General features: G+C 53.3%; 9 protein-coding genes. 7 read left to right on the forward strand and 2 right to left on the reverse strand.

Features of this window, described 5'->3' with window-relative positions:
- Positions 1-8 precede the first annotated feature (8 nt).
- Positions 9-3,137, reverse strand: coding sequence for a SusC/RagA family TonB-linked outer membrane protein (locus J7619_RS03440; protein WP_291194055.1), 3,129 nt, complete (start codon positions 3,135-3,137; stop codon positions 9-11).
- A gap of 463 nt (positions 3,138-3,600) precedes the next feature.
- Here J7619_RS03440 and J7619_RS03445 point away from each other — a divergent pair, with 463 nt between their 5' ends.
- Together J7619_RS03445 and J7619_RS03450 are read left to right on the forward strand one after the other, a co-directional pair.
- Positions 3,601-4,083 (forward strand): hypothetical protein, encoded by a 483-nt coding sequence (locus J7619_RS03445; RefSeq protein ID WP_291194058.1) that lies wholly within the window; start codon positions 3,601-3,603, stop codon positions 4,081-4,083.
- A 126-nt stretch (positions 4,084-4,209) separates the two neighbouring features.
- Positions 4,210-5,235 (forward strand): ankyrin repeat domain-containing protein, encoded by a 1,026-nt coding sequence (locus tag J7619_RS03450; protein ID WP_291194061.1) that lies wholly within the window; start codon positions 4,210-4,212, stop codon positions 5,233-5,235.
- On the opposite strand, the gene J7619_RS03455 is transcribed toward J7619_RS03450, so the two are convergent.
- Positions 5,201-5,404, reverse strand: coding sequence for a hypothetical protein (locus J7619_RS03455; protein WP_291194064.1), 204 nt, complete (start codon positions 5,402-5,404; stop codon positions 5,201-5,203). The two genes, J7619_RS03450 and J7619_RS03455, sit on opposite strands and share 35 nt — an antisense overlap.
- Before the next feature lie 72 nt (positions 5,405-5,476).
- Here J7619_RS03455 and J7619_RS03460 point away from each other — a divergent pair, with 72 nt between their 5' ends.
- The 5 genes from J7619_RS03460 (at position 5,477) to J7619_RS03480 (ending at position 16,713) form a co-directional block, all read left to right on the forward strand.
- Positions 5,477-6,721 (forward strand): ATP-binding protein, encoded by a 1,245-nt coding sequence (locus J7619_RS03460; RefSeq protein WP_291194067.1) that lies wholly within the window; start codon positions 5,477-5,479, stop codon positions 6,719-6,721.
- Positions 6,722-6,737: 16 nt separating this feature from the next.
- On the forward strand, positions 6,738-7,511 hold the full coding sequence (gene xth, locus J7619_RS03465; protein WP_291194070.1) for an exodeoxyribonuclease III: 774 nt from the start codon (positions 6,738-6,740) through the stop codon (positions 7,509-7,511).
- A gap of 19 nt (positions 7,512-7,530) precedes the next feature.
- On the forward strand, positions 7,531-8,250 hold the full coding sequence (locus tag J7619_RS03470; protein WP_291194073.1) for a hypothetical protein: 720 nt from the start codon (positions 7,531-7,533) through the stop codon (positions 8,248-8,250).
- A 63-nt stretch (positions 8,251-8,313) separates the two neighbouring features.
- Positions 8,314-9,315 carry a hypothetical protein gene (locus J7619_RS03475; RefSeq protein ID WP_291194076.1) on the forward strand — a complete coding sequence of 334 codons (1,002 nt, stop codon included), beginning with the start codon at positions 8,314-8,316 and terminating at the stop codon, positions 9,313-9,315.
- A 324-nt stretch (positions 9,316-9,639) separates the two neighbouring features.
- Positions 9,640-16,713, forward strand: coding sequence for a type I polyketide synthase (locus J7619_RS03480; protein ID WP_291194079.1), 7,074 nt, complete (start codon positions 9,640-9,642; stop codon positions 16,711-16,713).
- The last annotated feature ends 12 nt before the right edge of the window (positions 16,714-16,725 follow it).

Here is a 16,725-nt window from a genome sequence, read left to right on the forward strand (position 1 = left end):
ACCGATTTTTAGAGTGTAAGGTTTAACCCCAGTGACCACGTGCGCATTTGCGGGTACACGTTGTACGCACCCGAGGCTGCTTTGTAGTCGTACGGGTTGAAGAAAGTAATCGGGTTCATGCCTACGCCGATGATTTTCGCCGAACTGATCCCGAGCCTTTTAGCCACATTCTGGCTCAACTGGTACGACACGTTGAGGCTTCGCATATTGAAGGCAAATGCATTGCGGAACCAGAATGACGACACCATGGAGTAGGTCTCCTCCCAGTAAGGGTCCGGATATTTCGCATTCGGGTTTTCAGGTGTGTAATGGTCGGCCCAGAAAACGGGACGGGAAACGTCCTTTGCCGCTTTCTTACGCGCATCGCCATCCACAATGCCCTGCCCGCCGAAGGAACCGGCGGTTACGACATCCACTTTAAACCCTTTGAACCCGAACCCGAACGACAGACCGAATGTGTAATGGTTGTTCTCTTTTTTGGTCAGGTATTCCTGGTCATCCTCTGTGATCTTGCCATCCGGAGCGGCATAGCTGCCATCGGTCTGGCGCGGGCCGCGGATATCCTGGTAGTAAAGCATCCCCGGCTTCGGAGCGTAACCCATAATGGTGTAATCGGGGTTCTTTTCGAGGTAACGGTCCACTTCTTCCTGCGAGCGGAACATGCCCAGGTAGCGGTACCCCTGCAACCCGCGGTCGCTCGACCGGCCCGTAGGATCCTGCCAGCTGCCACGGTTGGTGGTAGCCACGTCCACGAGAATGTTCTTGTTGTCGCTCCATGCAAGGAATGCGCCGATGTTGTAATCGATATTCTTGCCGATACGGTCGCTCCACCCGGTCGCGAATTCCAGACCGAACGAGTTCACGGTTTCGTAATTCTCGGCCGGCATTACCGAACCGATCGTCAATGGTACGGACGAGGCGAGGGTCGTCAGCAGGTTATAACCGTGGTCGTGGTAGGCATCGATGGTCGTCGACAGGCGGTTATTGAGGAACGACGCGTCGATACCGACATTCTTTTTAGTCACATCATCCCAGCGGCCGTAGTAATTAGGCAGCTTTTCGAGCTTGATACCCACGGTGCGATCGCTATTGCCGCCGAATACCGCGCCATTGGAAGCCTGCGGCGTGTAACGTTGCAGCCATTGCCAGGCCGCCGTGCGGTCGCCGCCCAGGAAGCCGATCGACGCACGTAGTTTCAGGTTGTTGATGAAAGGTAATTTTTCACGAAAAAATCTTTCTTCCGACATCACCCACCCTGCCGAAAGCTGCGGGAATGTTCCCCAGCGATATTCCGGTGCAAATTTCGTGGAGGCATCGCGGCGGAAAGAAACTTCAAAAAGGTAACGGTCGGCGAAGGAGTAATTCAAACGGCCTACATAAGAAAGGATACCACTCTCATTAGCCGCATTCGGGCCAATGTCCTTCGCGCCGAATGCCGACATCAGGTAATCGTTACCGCCTTCGAAAATCCCTTCCTTCATGGTAGCAATACTTTCGGTATAAATCTCCGATTGCTCCACGAGCGCCAATGCGCTCACTGAATGGCGTCCGAAATCGCGGGCATAGCTCAGGTTGAAGTTGAGCTGATAGCCATCGGTATAGCCGGGGTTGAAGCGCAGGCGGTCGCCGTTGTTCAGGCGGGTCGGCGCATTGGGCGTACCACCGAAAATGTGCTTGTTTTCGCCGAGCATCGAGAAGCCGTACACTTTATAATAGGTACCGAACTGCTTGCCCCAGTCGTTGCCGAGATTCTTGTTGTACACCGTGCGGAGTTTCAGACCGCGGATGAAAGGCACGTTATATTCCAGGTATGCATTTACATTCAGTACCACATTGCGGGAGCGGGTGTAGTTGTTCAGCTTTTGTGCCTCGAAGAAATGGAAACCCGTCGAACCCGAGCCGCCCGGCAGTAACACCGGCAAGCCATCCACGTAAGGCGGGATAAATTGCGGCGTATTGAGGAGGTTGGTTACGTCCTTTTCTACATTCTCTCCGCCTTGTTTGAGGTAAAACAGCTTGTTATCGGACAGGTTACCGCTTACCCCCAAACCTACTTTAATATGCTTCGTCACGTTCACGTCCGTGCTCGCGCGAAAGTTCCATTTCTTGTAGCTGATATTATCAACATTCCCGTTCTGTGCGAAATAGGTGGCGCCTGCGAAGAAAGTCGCCCTTTCGGTACCGCCGCTGATATTCACCGCGTGGCGGGTGTTCAGCGAAGGTTTCCAGGCCATGTCGAACCAGTTGTTATTGTTGTTTTTGAAATATTCCAGCTCGTCGGCCGAGTAATACTCCGGATCGTTGGCAGCCAGGCCGCGGCTGCGGTTGAAGTCGTTCAGGTAAGTCGCCAGCTGGACGCCATTCATCATTTTGGATTTATACGCCGCATCCGAAACACCCACGGTGGTCGTGTAGCTGACGGTCGGCTTGCCTGCTTTCCCACGCTTCGTACGCACCACCACTACGCCCAATGCCGCACGTGCGCCATACACGGCGGCTGCACCATCTTTCAGGATCGACAGGTTTTCGATCTCGGAGGCATCCAGCAGCTGAAAATCCGCTTCCGAACGGATCACGTCGTCGATAATGTAAAGCGGTGAATTGCTGCCGCCGTCTTTGGATGCTTTCGTCGGGTTACGGATCACAATAGACGCAGGCGTGCCCGGCCGTGCCGTACCGCCCGAAATATTGACGCCCGGCAGCTTCCCCACCAATGCGGAAGAAATGTCCCCCACGGGCAGCTCGTCGACATCCTTCATTTTGACTGTCGCCACTGCGCCCGTCAGATGCGAGCGTTTTTGTTCGCCGTAACCTACCACCACCACATCTTCGAGTGCTTTCACGTCCGGTTCGAGCACGACCGTGAGCGAACCCCGGTTGGCTACATCGATCGTTTGTTTCACAAACCCGACATAGCTGATGATCACGCTGGCGCCGCTTTCCGGCACATTCAATGCAAATCTCCCCTCGGCGTCGGTAGCCGTTCCCGAATTGGTCCCCGAAATAAGGATCGAAACCCCTGGCATCGGTTCCTTCGAAACGCCATCGATCACAACCCCTTTCAGTACGCGATTCTGCGCATGAGCGGCCAAAGCCGCCAGCAGCAGGGTGAAGATGAGTAGAAGTGGTTTTCTCATGTAATTGAGTCATTTAGAATATAACTATTTCAAGACAATCGTCGGTTCTCATTGATAAAGTCCAATTGAAACCACGATCAAGTCTATTTGCACCCTTCGATTCCCCCAAACATTTTGCAAGATTTATTTCTGCACACGATACCGGGAACGTTTGCAGCGGGTAGTAGATGTTCTACCCGAGTGCACATTAGTGTAAAACAGACACATTTTCGATTATTTACTTTTACTTTAAAATTAAAAAACAATCGAAGTATATATTGTACTATTCAAATACAATAACCCAACATTACTACCCGATAACCGCAACGGTTTGAAACCACTTCGAAACAACAACAGATAGCCGACGGCTTATCAAGAATCGGTATAAATCCAAATTTCTATCCCTCAGGCACAAAAAGCAGGCAAGCCATTGAATCCGTCCCGGAAGCTGTGTATGTTTGAATGTGCGCTACTTAGAAGGGTTATGGTGAAGCAAAAAGTCTACCGAAAACACATACAACTTACTGACTTTCAAATCAAAAGGTTATACGAACTCAGCGAGTTCGACGGGGTCGACCCGGCGGAGCATGCTATGCGCGCCATCGATGCCTATCTGAAAAACAAGAAAACGGACGTCCCCCTGAAAAGTCAGGCACAGATCCGTACGAAAGTAAAAGATCAAAGCAATGATCCCCAGATCGAAGGTGCGGTATGGGTGTCGGGAACGGTGAACCAATACGAGTTTTCGGCATTAATCCTTAAAACACCAGCCAAAACGGCCATGGAAAAGGGCCGTATTTCCAAACTCTCCATTTGGGACCCGGCCGTGAGGAAGGCTACCAATAACTTCATCGGGGCTTGTATCGTCAATTACGACCGCGGCTGGGACATCCGCCCGAGCCGTCGCGCGGAAATCTATTATCACCCCGTGAAGGAAATGCTCGACGAATTTATCGCAGCACATTGACGCGTAGTCCGGGACGCGTAGTCCGGGACGCGTAGTCCGGGACACGCAGTCCGGGAAATAATAGCCGCTAAGTAAATGCTGATTTTCAAATCACTGAGCAGAACCCTGGCCGGCTAATTTCGCGGCATGAAAACAATCACTCTCGTAAGCTGGTGCCTTCTGGGCCTCTACACGGCAATACTCATCGGATTGCTGCTGTTTGCCCGATCCGGTTCCTCCGACGACCGCATCGCCAGCGGTTACGTGATCATGCTGTTTATTCCGCTGGGGATACTGGCCGCCATTAACTTGCTGCCGTTTCAGTTTACGCGCATTATGGTGTTGGTACTCAGCGTTGCACCGGCCGTGATGGCCCTTTTGATGCTGATCGCTTCGCCGATCATACAGAAATGGCGCAGTGCCAGCTGGGCCGACGCGGATACCGCACGCGCCAACGGTTCCTATTATTTCAAAGATGCTCCCAGGCAAAAACTGGCTGCCGACATAGCCGCGCTCAACGCCGAACAGCTTCGGGCAGACATGGACCAACCTATACCCGAGCTCAACCAAACCGGCCGGGAGCAAGTGACCTTGCTCGATTTTGTAGCCTTACAGGGCTTTGAAGCCGATCCGGCCCGACTGATAGCATGTTTTGAAGTACTGCTGAAAAACGGGGCCCAAATCGACAATGGCGATCCGAAGCACTCCCCCACGCATTTCAGGGTAATCGACTACGACCCTGCCATCCTGAAATGGTTCCTCAAACATGGCGCCGATGCTAATGCCCGCGAAGCCGGGACAGGAACGCCGATTCTCTTCCAGGCCATCCACCGCGACCGGTCCGACACCACCAAAACAGAAAAAGTAAGACTGCTCCTCGAACACGGGGCCGATCCCAATGTCATCCCGCCACAGCAGGACGAGCGTGTCATTGTCACATCCATGCTGTTGTCGGCAGCCAGTGCCGAAGCGTGGGAGATTTGCAACGTCATGCTCGACCACGGAGCCGATCCCCATTACCAAACACAAAGCGGCTGGGATATTTTTCAGGCAGTGGATTACCAGTCGAAGCAATTCAAAAGCTGGGGACAAACCCCGCCCGCAGCCTTTGCCTCGCTGGCGGAACGTCTGGCCACGCTCAATGCGAACGGAGGTACAAATACGCGGCAATAAACGCGATCACAGCGGCAATGGGGCCGAAGACGAACGCCCCGGTCATAGTGGCCTCCATGGATTTATCGTGGATATTCGACGACAATTTGGTGATTAGATAATACCCGCCTACCGCCGCAACCACATAGGCCACCACTGCAATAAGCAGCGAAAGAAAGAAAATTTTCATACGAAGTAAGTTTAGGTTATCCGGGACCCGGCACCTAAATTTACTAATCCACCCGCTATCCACCTGGAAAAAATGGCACAGCCTGACGACTTTTTATTTGCCGACGTTGAAAAAGTCAACCAGATACCGATCGTCAGAACTGTGCTGGAAGTAATCTGTCGCTCAACCGGCATGGGATTTGCAGCCGTGGCGCGAGTGACCGAGGACCGCTGGATCGCCTGCAGTGTGCAGGACGAAATCGGTTTCGGACTGAAACCCGGTGACGAGTTGGAAATAGGGACGACGATCTGCAATGAAATACGGGACAGCGGGCAAGCGGTGGTGATCGATCATGTGGATAAAAACGATTTTTACAGCGGACATCCGACACCCCGGATATATGGCTTCAAAAGTTACATTTCACTTCCGATCAGATTAAAGAGCGGTGAGTTTTTCGGGACGCTCTTCGCCATCGACCCCAGACCGAACCAGTTAGAGAATCCGCGGGTGATCGGGATGTTCCACCTTTTTGCCGAATTGCTGGCCTTTCACCTCGACAGCCTCTCGCTCATGGAGCGCACGCGTACAGCCATGCACGATCTGGCCGCGCAGTTACTCGTGTCGGACGACGAAAAACGGCAGTACCGCCATATTTCGAGCCATAATTTGCAGGAACCGCTTCGCAAGCTACGGGTTTTCAGCGATATGCTGGTAAACGCCACCGACCGTGACGAAGCCGAAAAGGCCAGGGAACTTGCCGTGAAGATTCGCAGCAGCGCCCGGCAGTTTTCGATGATGATCAAGGATTTGTCCGACTTCTCGGGGCTGGGCAACAGCAATGCATTTACCCAGGTCCACCTGGACCTCGTACTGGCCGACGTTACCACGCAACTGATGTCGCAGATCGAACGCAGGAATATCATCGTCGAAACCGACCGCCTGCCCTCGGTCATGGCCATCCCGGAGCAAATGGAGCAACTTTTTTTCCAATTACTCGACAATGCGGTCAAATTCGCCGGTCACGAAAATCCGCCGCGCATTCGCATTACCAGCCGCGAGCTGGCGTTGCACGAGATCGACGACCTGCTACCCGAACCGCTTCAAATGGCCTATGTGGAAATCAGGGTCGAAGATAACGGTGTGGGAATAGAAGATGCCCAGCTCGAAAAAGTATTCGATATTTTTGCCCGCCTGCCCACCGGCTCGTTCAGCCAGGGCGAGGGCGTCGGGTTGGCCTATTGCCGCAAAATCGTGCGGAACCACAAGGGTGTCATCAAAGCGGAAGTCAATCCCGGAAAGGGCACGACATTTGTAATCCTGTTGCCATTGTCCTATTAAACCATCCTGTCAAATCATGAAAATCGCTACTTATAACGTCAATGGTGTGAACGGCAGATTACCCGTACTGCTGCGCTGGCTAGGTGAAACCGCACCGGATATTGTTTGCTTGCAGGAATTGAAGGCTCCGCAAGAGAAATTCCCCGAACAAGCCATTCTGGAAGCGGGCTACAAGGCCATCTGGCACGGACAGAAAAGCTGGAATGGCGTAGCGATCCTTTCGCGGCATGACCTTCCCCGCGAAATCCGCCGCATTCTCCCCGGGGACCCCGAAGATGTTCACAGCCGCTATATCGAAGCAGAAATCGCCGGATTGACGATCGGTGGCTTGTACCTGCCCAACGGCAACCCGGCGCCAGGCCCTAAATTTGACTACAAACTCCGCTGGTTCGACCGCCTCCATGCCCATGCAGAAAGCCTCCTGGCAGCAGGAAAACCAGTGCTGCTCACCGGCGATTTCAACGTAATGCCCACCGAGCTAGACGTTTACAAGCCCGAAAGCTGGGTCGACGATGCGCTTTTCCGTCCCGAAACCCGTGCTGCTTTCGCCAAACTGACCGCCCAGGGCTGGACCGACGCCATCAGGACCTTATATCCCAATGAAAAGATCTATACCTTCTGGGATTATTTCCGGAATGCATTCGCACGCAATGCCGGCTTGCGCATCGATCACTTCCTGCTCAGCCCACAACTCGCACCCAGGCTCATGGGCGCGGGCGTAGACAAGCAGGTACGCGGCTGGGAAAAGACCAGCGACCACGCGCCGGTATGGATTGAATTGAAAGACTAAACTCTCCTTAACCACGCTCATGAAAAACAATATAGTCATTACGCTCCTCACCCTGCTGGCAGCCTGCCCGTATTTCGCTCACGCGCAACAAAAAAAGGTATTCAAAGTAAAAGCCGGAGAATATCCCGACAAGGTAATCCCCTACGCCGGCCGCTACCAGTTCGGCCAGTTCACAGCAGGCCAGGCAGAGTTTATCAACGGCAAACGCTCGCAGGCACGCTTCAATTACAACTACATCGGCGGGCATGTTCTCTTTGTCGACGCGAAGCTGGATACGCTGGAAATCATCGATCAGGCACTCCTGAAAAACATCACGATCGGGGAAAAATCGTACCGGTTCGACAAGCGCTTCGGGTACAGCGAGGTGTTACATAGCTACACACGCGCTTTACTGAGCAAACGGGATGTATTGGCCAGAATCGGCACCGAGAAAGGCGGGCCTTACGGCATTTCATACACGGCATCGTCCGTTACCACCTACCGCTCCTATTCCAGCGACCAGGCGGCATTCACCAAAAAGCTCAATGCCAATGCGGAGGGCGTATTCTCCTACCGCACAGCGTATTACCTGATCGACAATAACAACCGCTTTTACATTCCTACCCCCGGCAGCGTCAGGAAACTCTACCCGGCTTACCGCAAGCAAATTGATCAGTACCTAAGGGAAAATTCCGTTGATTTTGGTAAAGAGCAAGACCTCGCGCAGCTGCTTGAATATTGCGATACATTAGTAAAATAGTTTCATCGCAACGCTTCAAGAGTCCATTGTGTCTCTCGGTAGACAAACTTAAACCGCTCGTTTATGAGAAAGCTCCTGCCTGTTATCGTCCCCTTTCTGGTATTCGGTTGCTGGCCTCCGGGCATGGATCCGGACAAAAAAGATGGCAAATTCCTTTCAGACGTCGTTAACCTGGAAGAATTTAACTCTGAATACGACGACTATAACTCCTCCTTGCCGCTTAACAGGTACGGTGAAGCATATCTTGTATTTTCTTCCAAACGAGACAGGAAGGATCTGCTAAACCTGGTACACACACGTGCTTATTTGGATTACAGCAAAAAATTAAGTCTGAAAAAAGGCAGAAAGCCCAATGGAGCCGTGTTTTCCCGAGACCTTTACGATGATGCTGAACAGCTCATTAACAAAGCAAACGGTAATTTCAATGTATACGGTCCCAGGTTAATTTCACTCCGTGACGACCTTAATTCTTTTGGTGGGGCAGAGGACGATTTGTTTCTTTTCTATGCGGACGACTCCTCAGGTAAAATGGATATCAAATATGCCAAACGCGGTACTTCGGGTTCTGAACCGGTCGAATACCTCAATTCACCGGCAAATGACGCCTACCCTACCTTTTCCTGGATGGGCGACCGCCTGTACTTTTGTTCCGACCGCGATGGCAACTTCGACATTTACGAAGTAAAAATCCCGCGCAAAAGTACGGAACATATTACCATAGAAAGCCTAGTAGCACCCGCGCAATACGATCTGAAAAAAGTCGAAGAACTCTCAGGCCCTTACAACGACAAATGCCCCTACATCCAGGACGACATGATGGTGTTCGTTTCCGATCGCCCCGGCGGACAGGGCGGTGAAGACATCTATTATTCGGAATATAAAAACGGCAAATGGTCGGCGCCGGTCAATGCCGGGCCACGGATCAACTCATCCTATAACGAGTACCGTCCCGTCCTCCCTCGCTTGTCGAATTTCAACTACTGGTTAATGCTCTTTTCATCGAACCGGCCGGGGGGCAAAGGCGGGTACGACCTCTACATGACGGGCCTCAAACGATACTGGTAATCCGGATATTACAAGCAAGCATTTATCATCAAAAGCCGCTATCGCTGCCTATGGCAAGCGGGGCGGCTTTTGACTTTTATCGTGCTGTCAGTCAGCGTAGTCGGAATGTTGAAATTATTTCACAAATAAATACCACGCCTGTGACGATTTCTTGTAGTAAGATTTCAATTTGACATTAGAAGTAATTTCTCGTATTATAAAATACGTATATTTCGGCATGAACCGGACGATATCAGTTAAAACCATCCGTAATTCTCCTGACCCCGCCAGCTGCTATCCTCAAACTGAGCTGATTTATAGAGACTTACTAAAAAGAACTACGTTATGAAAAATCTGGAAATGATCGGTATAGGCCCGATGGAGCGACCGGATGTGGCCCTGGCATTAGCGCTCTCGGAAGCCGGAGCTTTCCCGGTAATCCACCTCGGACGAGATCAACAAATCGCTACGAATGCATTGGGAAAAATGGCCGCTAAAAGCAAAAAACCATTTGGCGTATGTTACTCCGAGAATACTTCGCTCACGATCCCTTTACCCGAACAAGTTAAACTAGCAATTCTACCATATGGTCTGACTTTTCCTAATCCTGCCCATTCCATTCAAATCATCTTCCAGGTCCGCAGCGTAGTCGAAGCAAAAGAAGCGAAAGCAGCCGGTGCGGCGGGTATCATCGCCAAAGGCAACGAAGGAGCCGGTCTGGTGAGCAGCGATTCGTCCTTTATTTTGTTTCAACGTATAATGAGGGAGGTTAGAGACATCCCCGTTTGGGTGCAAGGCGGGATCGGCGTCCACAATGCGGCGGCGGTTACGGCCCTCGGCGGACGCGGCGTAGTGCTCGACAGCCAGCTGCTCCCTTTTCCGGAATGTTCGGCGCCTGCTTCGCTCAAAACCATCAGCGAGAAACTCAACGGGAATGAGACGCGCATAATCGACGGCTTCCGTGTACTTGTACGCCCGAACTCGCCCGCATTACCCGCGCAACCTGTTCGCGCGGACCTGCGCCCATTCCTGCACACACTGGACCTCGACCAGGGTTATATTCCCATGGGACAGGACATTGCCATCGGTACCGACCTTTTCAAACAATATAAAAAGCTTCCGCGGCTCGTATTTGCATTTAAAGAGGCTATGTACGGCCATCTACGGCAAGCCAAACACCTCAATCCACTAGCGGCGCACAACGCACTGGCGCAGACGCTCGGCACACACTACCCTATTGCACAAGGCCCTATGACACGCGTCAGCGACGTGCCCGCGTTCGCTGCGGCGGTTGCTGAGGCCGGCGCCCTGCCTTTTGTAGCCTTGTCGCTCTTGAAAGGTGAAAAGGCCCGAAACCTGATCCGTGAAACCCGCGAACTCGCAGGCGACAAGCCCTGGGGCGTCGGTATCCTCGGTTTCGCGGACGCCGAACTTCGCGAAGAACAACTTGCCTACATTACCGAGGAGAAGCCGCCCGTTGTGCTGATCGCCGGTGGCCGCCCTTCGCAGGCGAAGCCACTGGAAAAGCTGGGTATCAAGACATTCCTGCACGTACCTTCAGCCCCATTGCTCGACATGTTCCTCAAAGAAGGTGCCAAACGGTTCATTTTCGAGGGGCGCGAATGCGGTGGGCACGTAGGGCCGCTTTCAAGCTTTGTGCTTTGGGAAAAACAGATCAACCGCCTTTTACAGGAAGAGCAGACCGAGCAACTCGAAGTGTTCTTCGCCGGAGGGATCCACGATGCATTTTCGGCTGCGATGATCTCCGTTATGGCTGCGCCACTGACCGCGCGCGGCATGAAAGTCGGCGTTTTGATGGGTACCGCTTACCTGTACACGCAGGAGGCCGTCGCTACGGGCGCCATTCTGCCGCAGTTCCAGGCGCAGGCTTTGGAGCACACCGAAACGGTACTGCTCGAAACCGCTCCCGGGCATGAAACCCGCTGCCTGGAATCTCCTTTCGCAGCTGATTTCAATGCGGAAAAGGCGAGAATGGAAGAAGCGGGCCTGGATAAAAAGGAAATATGGGCCGAGCTTGAAAAGCTCAATGTCGGCCGGTTGCGGATTGCGGCCAAAGGCATTGAAAGGCAAGCCAATAACCTGATAGAAATCGGGGAAGAAGAGCAGATGAGCCGCGGCATGTACATGATCGGCCAGGCCGCCGCAATGCTCGACAAAATCATGACGATGAACGAGTTGCACGAAGATGTCGCAACCGGCAATTATGCATATATCGGCCAGGCTAACCTGCCGAAACCGCCAAGAAGAAAGAAGAAAGCGCTGAATGTGGCGATCGTTGGAATGGCCTGTATTTATCCCGGCGCACGCAATATTGAAGAGTTCTGGGGCAATATCCTGGCGGGCAAAGACTGGGTGACGGAAGTCCCTGACGACCGCTGGAACAAGGCATTGTACTACGATCCCACCGTTTCCGATGGCAGCAAATCGCATTCGAAATGGGGAGGTTTTATTCCAAAAATCGATTTCGATCCGGTAGAATTCGGCATTCCGCCGCAATCACTGGCGGCGATCGACCCTACCCAGCTGCTAAGCTTGCTTGTGGCAAAGCAGGCGCTCGACAATGCGGGTTATGGCGCGGACACAAACCGCGATAACGTATCGGTGATCATCGGTGCCGAAGGCGGTAACGACCTGGCGAACAACTACGGTTTCCGCTCGCTTTTCACTCAGTTTTTTGGAGAAATCCCCAAAGAACTGGACGACGCATTGCCTAAACTGACCGAGGATTCGTTCCCCGGTGTGTTGGCGAACGTCATTTCCGGCCGCATTACCAACCGCCTGAACCTCGGCGGACGCAATTATACCGTCGACGCGGCCTGTGCCTCGTCGCTCGCCGCCATTGACCTGGCTTGCCAGGAACTGATACTGGGCCGCTCCGAAATGGTCCTCGCCGGCGGCGCCGACCTGCACAACGGGATCAACGATTATCTGATGTTCTCCAGCACTCACGCGCTCTCTCGCAAGGGCCGTTGCGCCACATTCGACTCCGAAGCCGACGGCATTGCCCTGGGTGAAGGTGTAGCGATGGTAGTACTGAAACGCGAAGAAGACGCATTACGCGACGGCGACACGATCTACGCCGTCATCAAAGGCGTAGGCGGTTCAAGCGACGGCAAGAGTCTGGGCCTTACTGCTCCGCGTAAATCGGGCCAGGTGAAAGCACTGGAACGCGCTTACGACCAGGCGGGCATTTCACCTGCCGAGCTAGGCCTTGTGGAAGCACATGGCACAGGCACGGTCGTAGGCGACAAAACCGAGCTCAGCGCATTGACTGAAATGATGCTGGCCTCGGGCGCATTGACCAGCCAGACGCATTTAGGCTCCGTGAAAACGCAGATCGGCCATACCAAATGCGCCGCAGGCCTTGCGGGCCTCATGAAAGCTGCATTGGCCGTGTACCACGGGATCAAGCCGCCGACCATTAACCTGAAAACGCCAAACACTTACTATAATCCGGAAACCAGCCCGTTTGCATTCCAGACCAAGCCCGCGCTGTGGACCGACAACCGCCGGGTTGCGGGGATCAGCGCATTCGGTTTCGGAGGAACAAATTTCCATGCTGTTATCGAAAGCGCTTCCGCCAAAAAGCCGAAGAAGTCGGTGAAGGCGTGGCCTGCCGAGCTACTCGTTTTCCGCGGGGAAACATTTGCGGAGGCGCAGAAGCTTTTGAAAGCAGCGCATGACATTCTCGAAAATGAATCGGTTGCACTGCGGGATGTAGCGAACAGCCTGAATCTGTACAGCGAAAAGCCCGTACAGGTTTGTATTGTGGTTGAAAATCACGCCGATGCACGAGCCAAGCTAAATGTGGCGCTTTCTGATGCCAGGCAAAGCCTGGCGGCATCTGGGGGAGCGAAAGGAATTTACTATACCAAAGCAGCTGCCGGTAAGGTTGCATTCATGTTCCCCGGCCAGGGTAGCCAGCGCGTGGATATGGCGCGCGATTTGTTCGTGGCGTTCCCAGCGATGCGGAAATTGTTGAAAAAACATCCTTCCTACCAACAGATTATCTTCCCCGACGCTGTTTTCGACGAGCAGTCGGCGAAAGTTCAGAAAGAGCGGATCAAGGATACCCGTCTTGCCCAGCCATTGCTAGGTGTAGTTGACCTCGCGATTGCAGAACTGCTCAAAGATTTTGGCATACAACCAGACATGGTCGCCGGACACAGCTACGGTGAATTGCCTGCATTGTGCTTCGCGGGTGTGTTTGAAGACAGCCAACTAGTCCCGCTGAGCGAAAAGCGCGCAAAATCCATTCTCGACGCGATCGGCGACGACAATGGAGCGATGGTGGCCGTCAATTGCCCGGAAGACGAACTGACGCGCATTGTGTCGGAGATCAACCATATTTATCCGGTGAACCACAATTCACCGCGCCAGTGGGTACTCGCAGGCACCACGCCTGCTATCGCCGAACTGACCGCGAAACTGGCCGAACTGAAAATTTCTTTCCGCCAGCTGGAAGTCGCTTGCGCATTCCACAGCCCGCTTCTGGCAGGTTCGAAAGACCTTTATGCCGCGGTATTGAAAGGTGTGGAATTCAGCGAACCTACCCTGACGGTCTGGTCGAATACCACCGCGACCCCATACCCTGTTTCGCCCGAAGCTATCAAGGAACGTCTGGCCGATCACCTTGTGAGACCGGTCCGTTTCTCGGAAGAAGTCGCACAGATGTATCAAGACGGCGCCCGCATTTTCGTGGAAGTAGGCCCCGGCAAAGTGCTTACAGGCCTTACCAAATCGATTTTAGGTAAAGAAGAAATTTGTCTCCACACCGAAGATAAAGACCAGCCGGGCATCGTGCAATTGCTGCACACCCTGGCTGGCTATGTCGCCACCGGCAGGAATATCGATTTTAATAAGCTGTTCGAAGACCGCGACACCCGCGTACTCGACCTCGACAAGCCGGAACAATACCGCAAAACGATTACTACCTGGCTGGTCGACGGGCAAATGGCGCTTCCGCTGCACGGCAAACTGCCCGAACACGGTGCATTACCGGTAACCGAGCCGTTGAAACTGGCCGCGTTCCAGCAGCCGGCTGCCACAGCCACTTCTGTCGGTGCGCCTAACGAAGCCGAACGTGTTGTTCACGAATACCTCAATAGTGTAAAATACCTCATTCAGGCGCAACGCGATGTGGTATTGGGCTATCTGGGCCAGTCGGTGCCGCCATCGCGGAATATCGAGATTTACGAGCCTGCATTGGGTGGACTCGCCGCCAATACGCCTGCACCTGTACCCATTGTGATTGAGAAGGCCACAAGGGATGCACAACCTGTCGCAACTCACTCACCTGCGAAAGCGGTGATTGATGTGAAAGCATTGGTAATGCAGGTAATCAGCGATAAAACGGGCTATCCGCAGGAAATGCTCGGCATGGATATGGACCTGGAAGCAGATTTGAGCATCGATTCCATCAAACGCATGGAAATCATCGGCGAATTGCGCAAGCAGCTCGGCGGCTTCGAAGCGGGTCAGCAGAGTGAAGAAACGGTGATTGAGCAGCTGGCGGCCATTAAGACACTGAATTTACTGATCAACTGGATTACCGAACATCAGCAGCAGGCGACCGCTCCGGCAGCTTCGCAAAACACGGCCGATGTACCATTGAGCAAGCTGTCGATTACCCAGGACGGCGTGATCGAGGAATGGTCGGAAAGCCGCATTAAATCCGTGCTGCTGGATGCGGTGAGTGCCAAAACCGGCTATCCGCAGGAAATGCTCGGCATGGATATGGACCTGGAAGCCGACCTGAGCATCGACTCCATCAAGCGCATGGAGATTATCGGCGAGCTCAAAAACAATATCGACGGCCTGATCCAGATCTACCAGGAACGCGGCGAAGAACTCGTTGAAAAACTGGCGTCCATTAAAACACTCAACGGGCTGATCGACTGGCTGTCGGAAGCACTCGGAGGCGCACAGGATTCCATTCAAAAAGCGGAAAGCCTGCATGTGGCACCTGCACCTAAAGCAGTATTAAACGAAAAACTGTCCCGCCTCCGGTTCGAGCTGACGCCGTCGGTGATCCCGGCGCTGAACCCTGCGATACTGAACGGCAAACGCTTTGCAGTCACCGACGATGCCGGAGAAGTAGCCACCTCCGTGAAGGCGCTGTTCGAGCGGAATGGAGCGGAAGTAAGCATTATTTCACCCGACGATTCCCTGCAAGGCTTCGACGGGCTGATCATCCTCAATATTTTCACTTCCCGCCTGAAACCAACGATCATCGAATCGTTCTCGCTCATTAAAAAGCTGGATTTCAGCAAAGTGAAATGGATTTACACCGTATCGGACACCCAGAGCGCTCTCGATAAAGATACCGACGTGAAGCTCCTGCGCCACTTCCAGGGCTACGCGGGCTTGTTGAAGAGCCTCGACAAGGAATATGAAGAGACCAAATGCCGGCTGGTGAGCTTTACCTCACAACTTTCAGCCGATCAGATAGCGGAAATTACATTAGCGGAAATCCTGCACACCGACGAGCCTTGCGAGGTAATTTACGAAGGCGGCAAACGGCAGACCATGGAAATGATCCGCTCTGAAATCCAGACTGGTGCCGATCCGGACATTCATCTCGACAAAAAATCGGTGATACTCGCGCTCGGCGGCGCACAAGGCATTACCGCTGAACTGATCGTGCGGTTCTCGAAAGACTACCCGTGTAATTATGTGCTCGTAGGCCGTTCCGCCGATCCCCGCTCCCGCGCCGACCAGTCGCTGGCAGGGTTAAAAAACAAGGAGGAAATCCGCAAGCGTCTGATCGCCTCAGGGCAACTGAAAACGCCCGCTGAAATCGAGAAGAAAACGGAAGAAATACACAAAGCGAACCAGATCCTGGGCACCATTTCGGCCCTCGAAGCCAATGGTTCGACGGTAACCTACCATTCTATGGATTTGCGCGATGAAAAGGCGCTGATCGCGATGGTGGAAGGTCTGTACACCCAATATGGCAGGATCGATGGCGTGATCCACGGCGCGGGACTACTCGAAGACAAGCTGTTCCACCAGAAAACACCGGAATCGTTCGAGCGGGTAATGTCGACCAAGGTAACGCCGTTGCGTGTGCTGGCCGAGCATTTGAAGGACGATGTACAATTCGTAACCCTGTTTTCGAGCGTAGCGTCGGTGTACGGCAGCCGCGGGCAAACCGACTATGCCGCAGCCAACAGCGTGCTCGACAAATATGCCTGGGAACTGCGCAAGAAGATCAAAGGCAAGGTGACGGCCATTAACTGGGGCCCGTGGAAGGGTACCGGCATGGTATCGCCATCGCTCGAAAGAGAATACGAACGCCGCGGCATCCCGCTGATCCCGCTCGGCGACGGCATGGAAACATTTGTCAATGAATTGAAATATGGTACCGAAAGCCAGGTATTGATCATGGCCGAATAGTGAGCGAGACGC

It is taken from the genome of Dyadobacter sp. (assembly GCF_017744695.1).
Lineage (GTDB): Bacteria > Bacteroidota > Bacteroidia > Cytophagales > Spirosomataceae > Dyadobacter.

What these genes read in the sequence shown, in the direction of transcription:
- J7619_RS03440 (WP_291194055.1), bottom strand. Translation starts at nt 3,137, where the DNA reads ATGAGAAAACCACTTCTACTCATCTTCACCCTGCTGCTGGCGGCTTTG.
- J7619_RS03445 (WP_291194058.1), top strand. Translation starts at nt 3,601, where the DNA reads ATGGTGAAGCAAAAAGTCTACCGAAAACACATACAACTTACTGACTTT.
- J7619_RS03450 (WP_291194061.1), top strand. Translation starts at nt 4,210, where the DNA reads ATGAAAACAATCACTCTCGTAAGCTGGTGCCTTCTGGGCCTCTACACG.
- J7619_RS03455 (WP_291194064.1), bottom strand. Translation starts at nt 5,404, where the DNA reads ATGAAAATTTTCTTTCTTTCGCTGCTTATTGCAGTGGTGGCCTATGTG.
- J7619_RS03460 (WP_291194067.1), top strand. Translation starts at nt 5,477, where the DNA reads ATGGCACAGCCTGACGACTTTTTATTTGCCGACGTTGAAAAAGTCAAC.
- xth (WP_291194070.1), top strand. Translation starts at nt 6,738, where the DNA reads ATGAAAATCGCTACTTATAACGTCAATGGTGTGAACGGCAGATTACCC.
- J7619_RS03470 (WP_291194073.1), top strand. Translation starts at nt 7,531, where the DNA reads ATGAAAAACAATATAGTCATTACGCTCCTCACCCTGCTGGCAGCCTGC.
- J7619_RS03475 (WP_291194076.1), top strand. Translation starts at nt 8,314, where the DNA reads ATGAGAAAGCTCCTGCCTGTTATCGTCCCCTTTCTGGTATTCGGTTGC.
- J7619_RS03480 (WP_291194079.1), top strand. Translation starts at nt 9,640, where the DNA reads ATGAAAAATCTGGAAATGATCGGTATAGGCCCGATGGAGCGACCGGAT.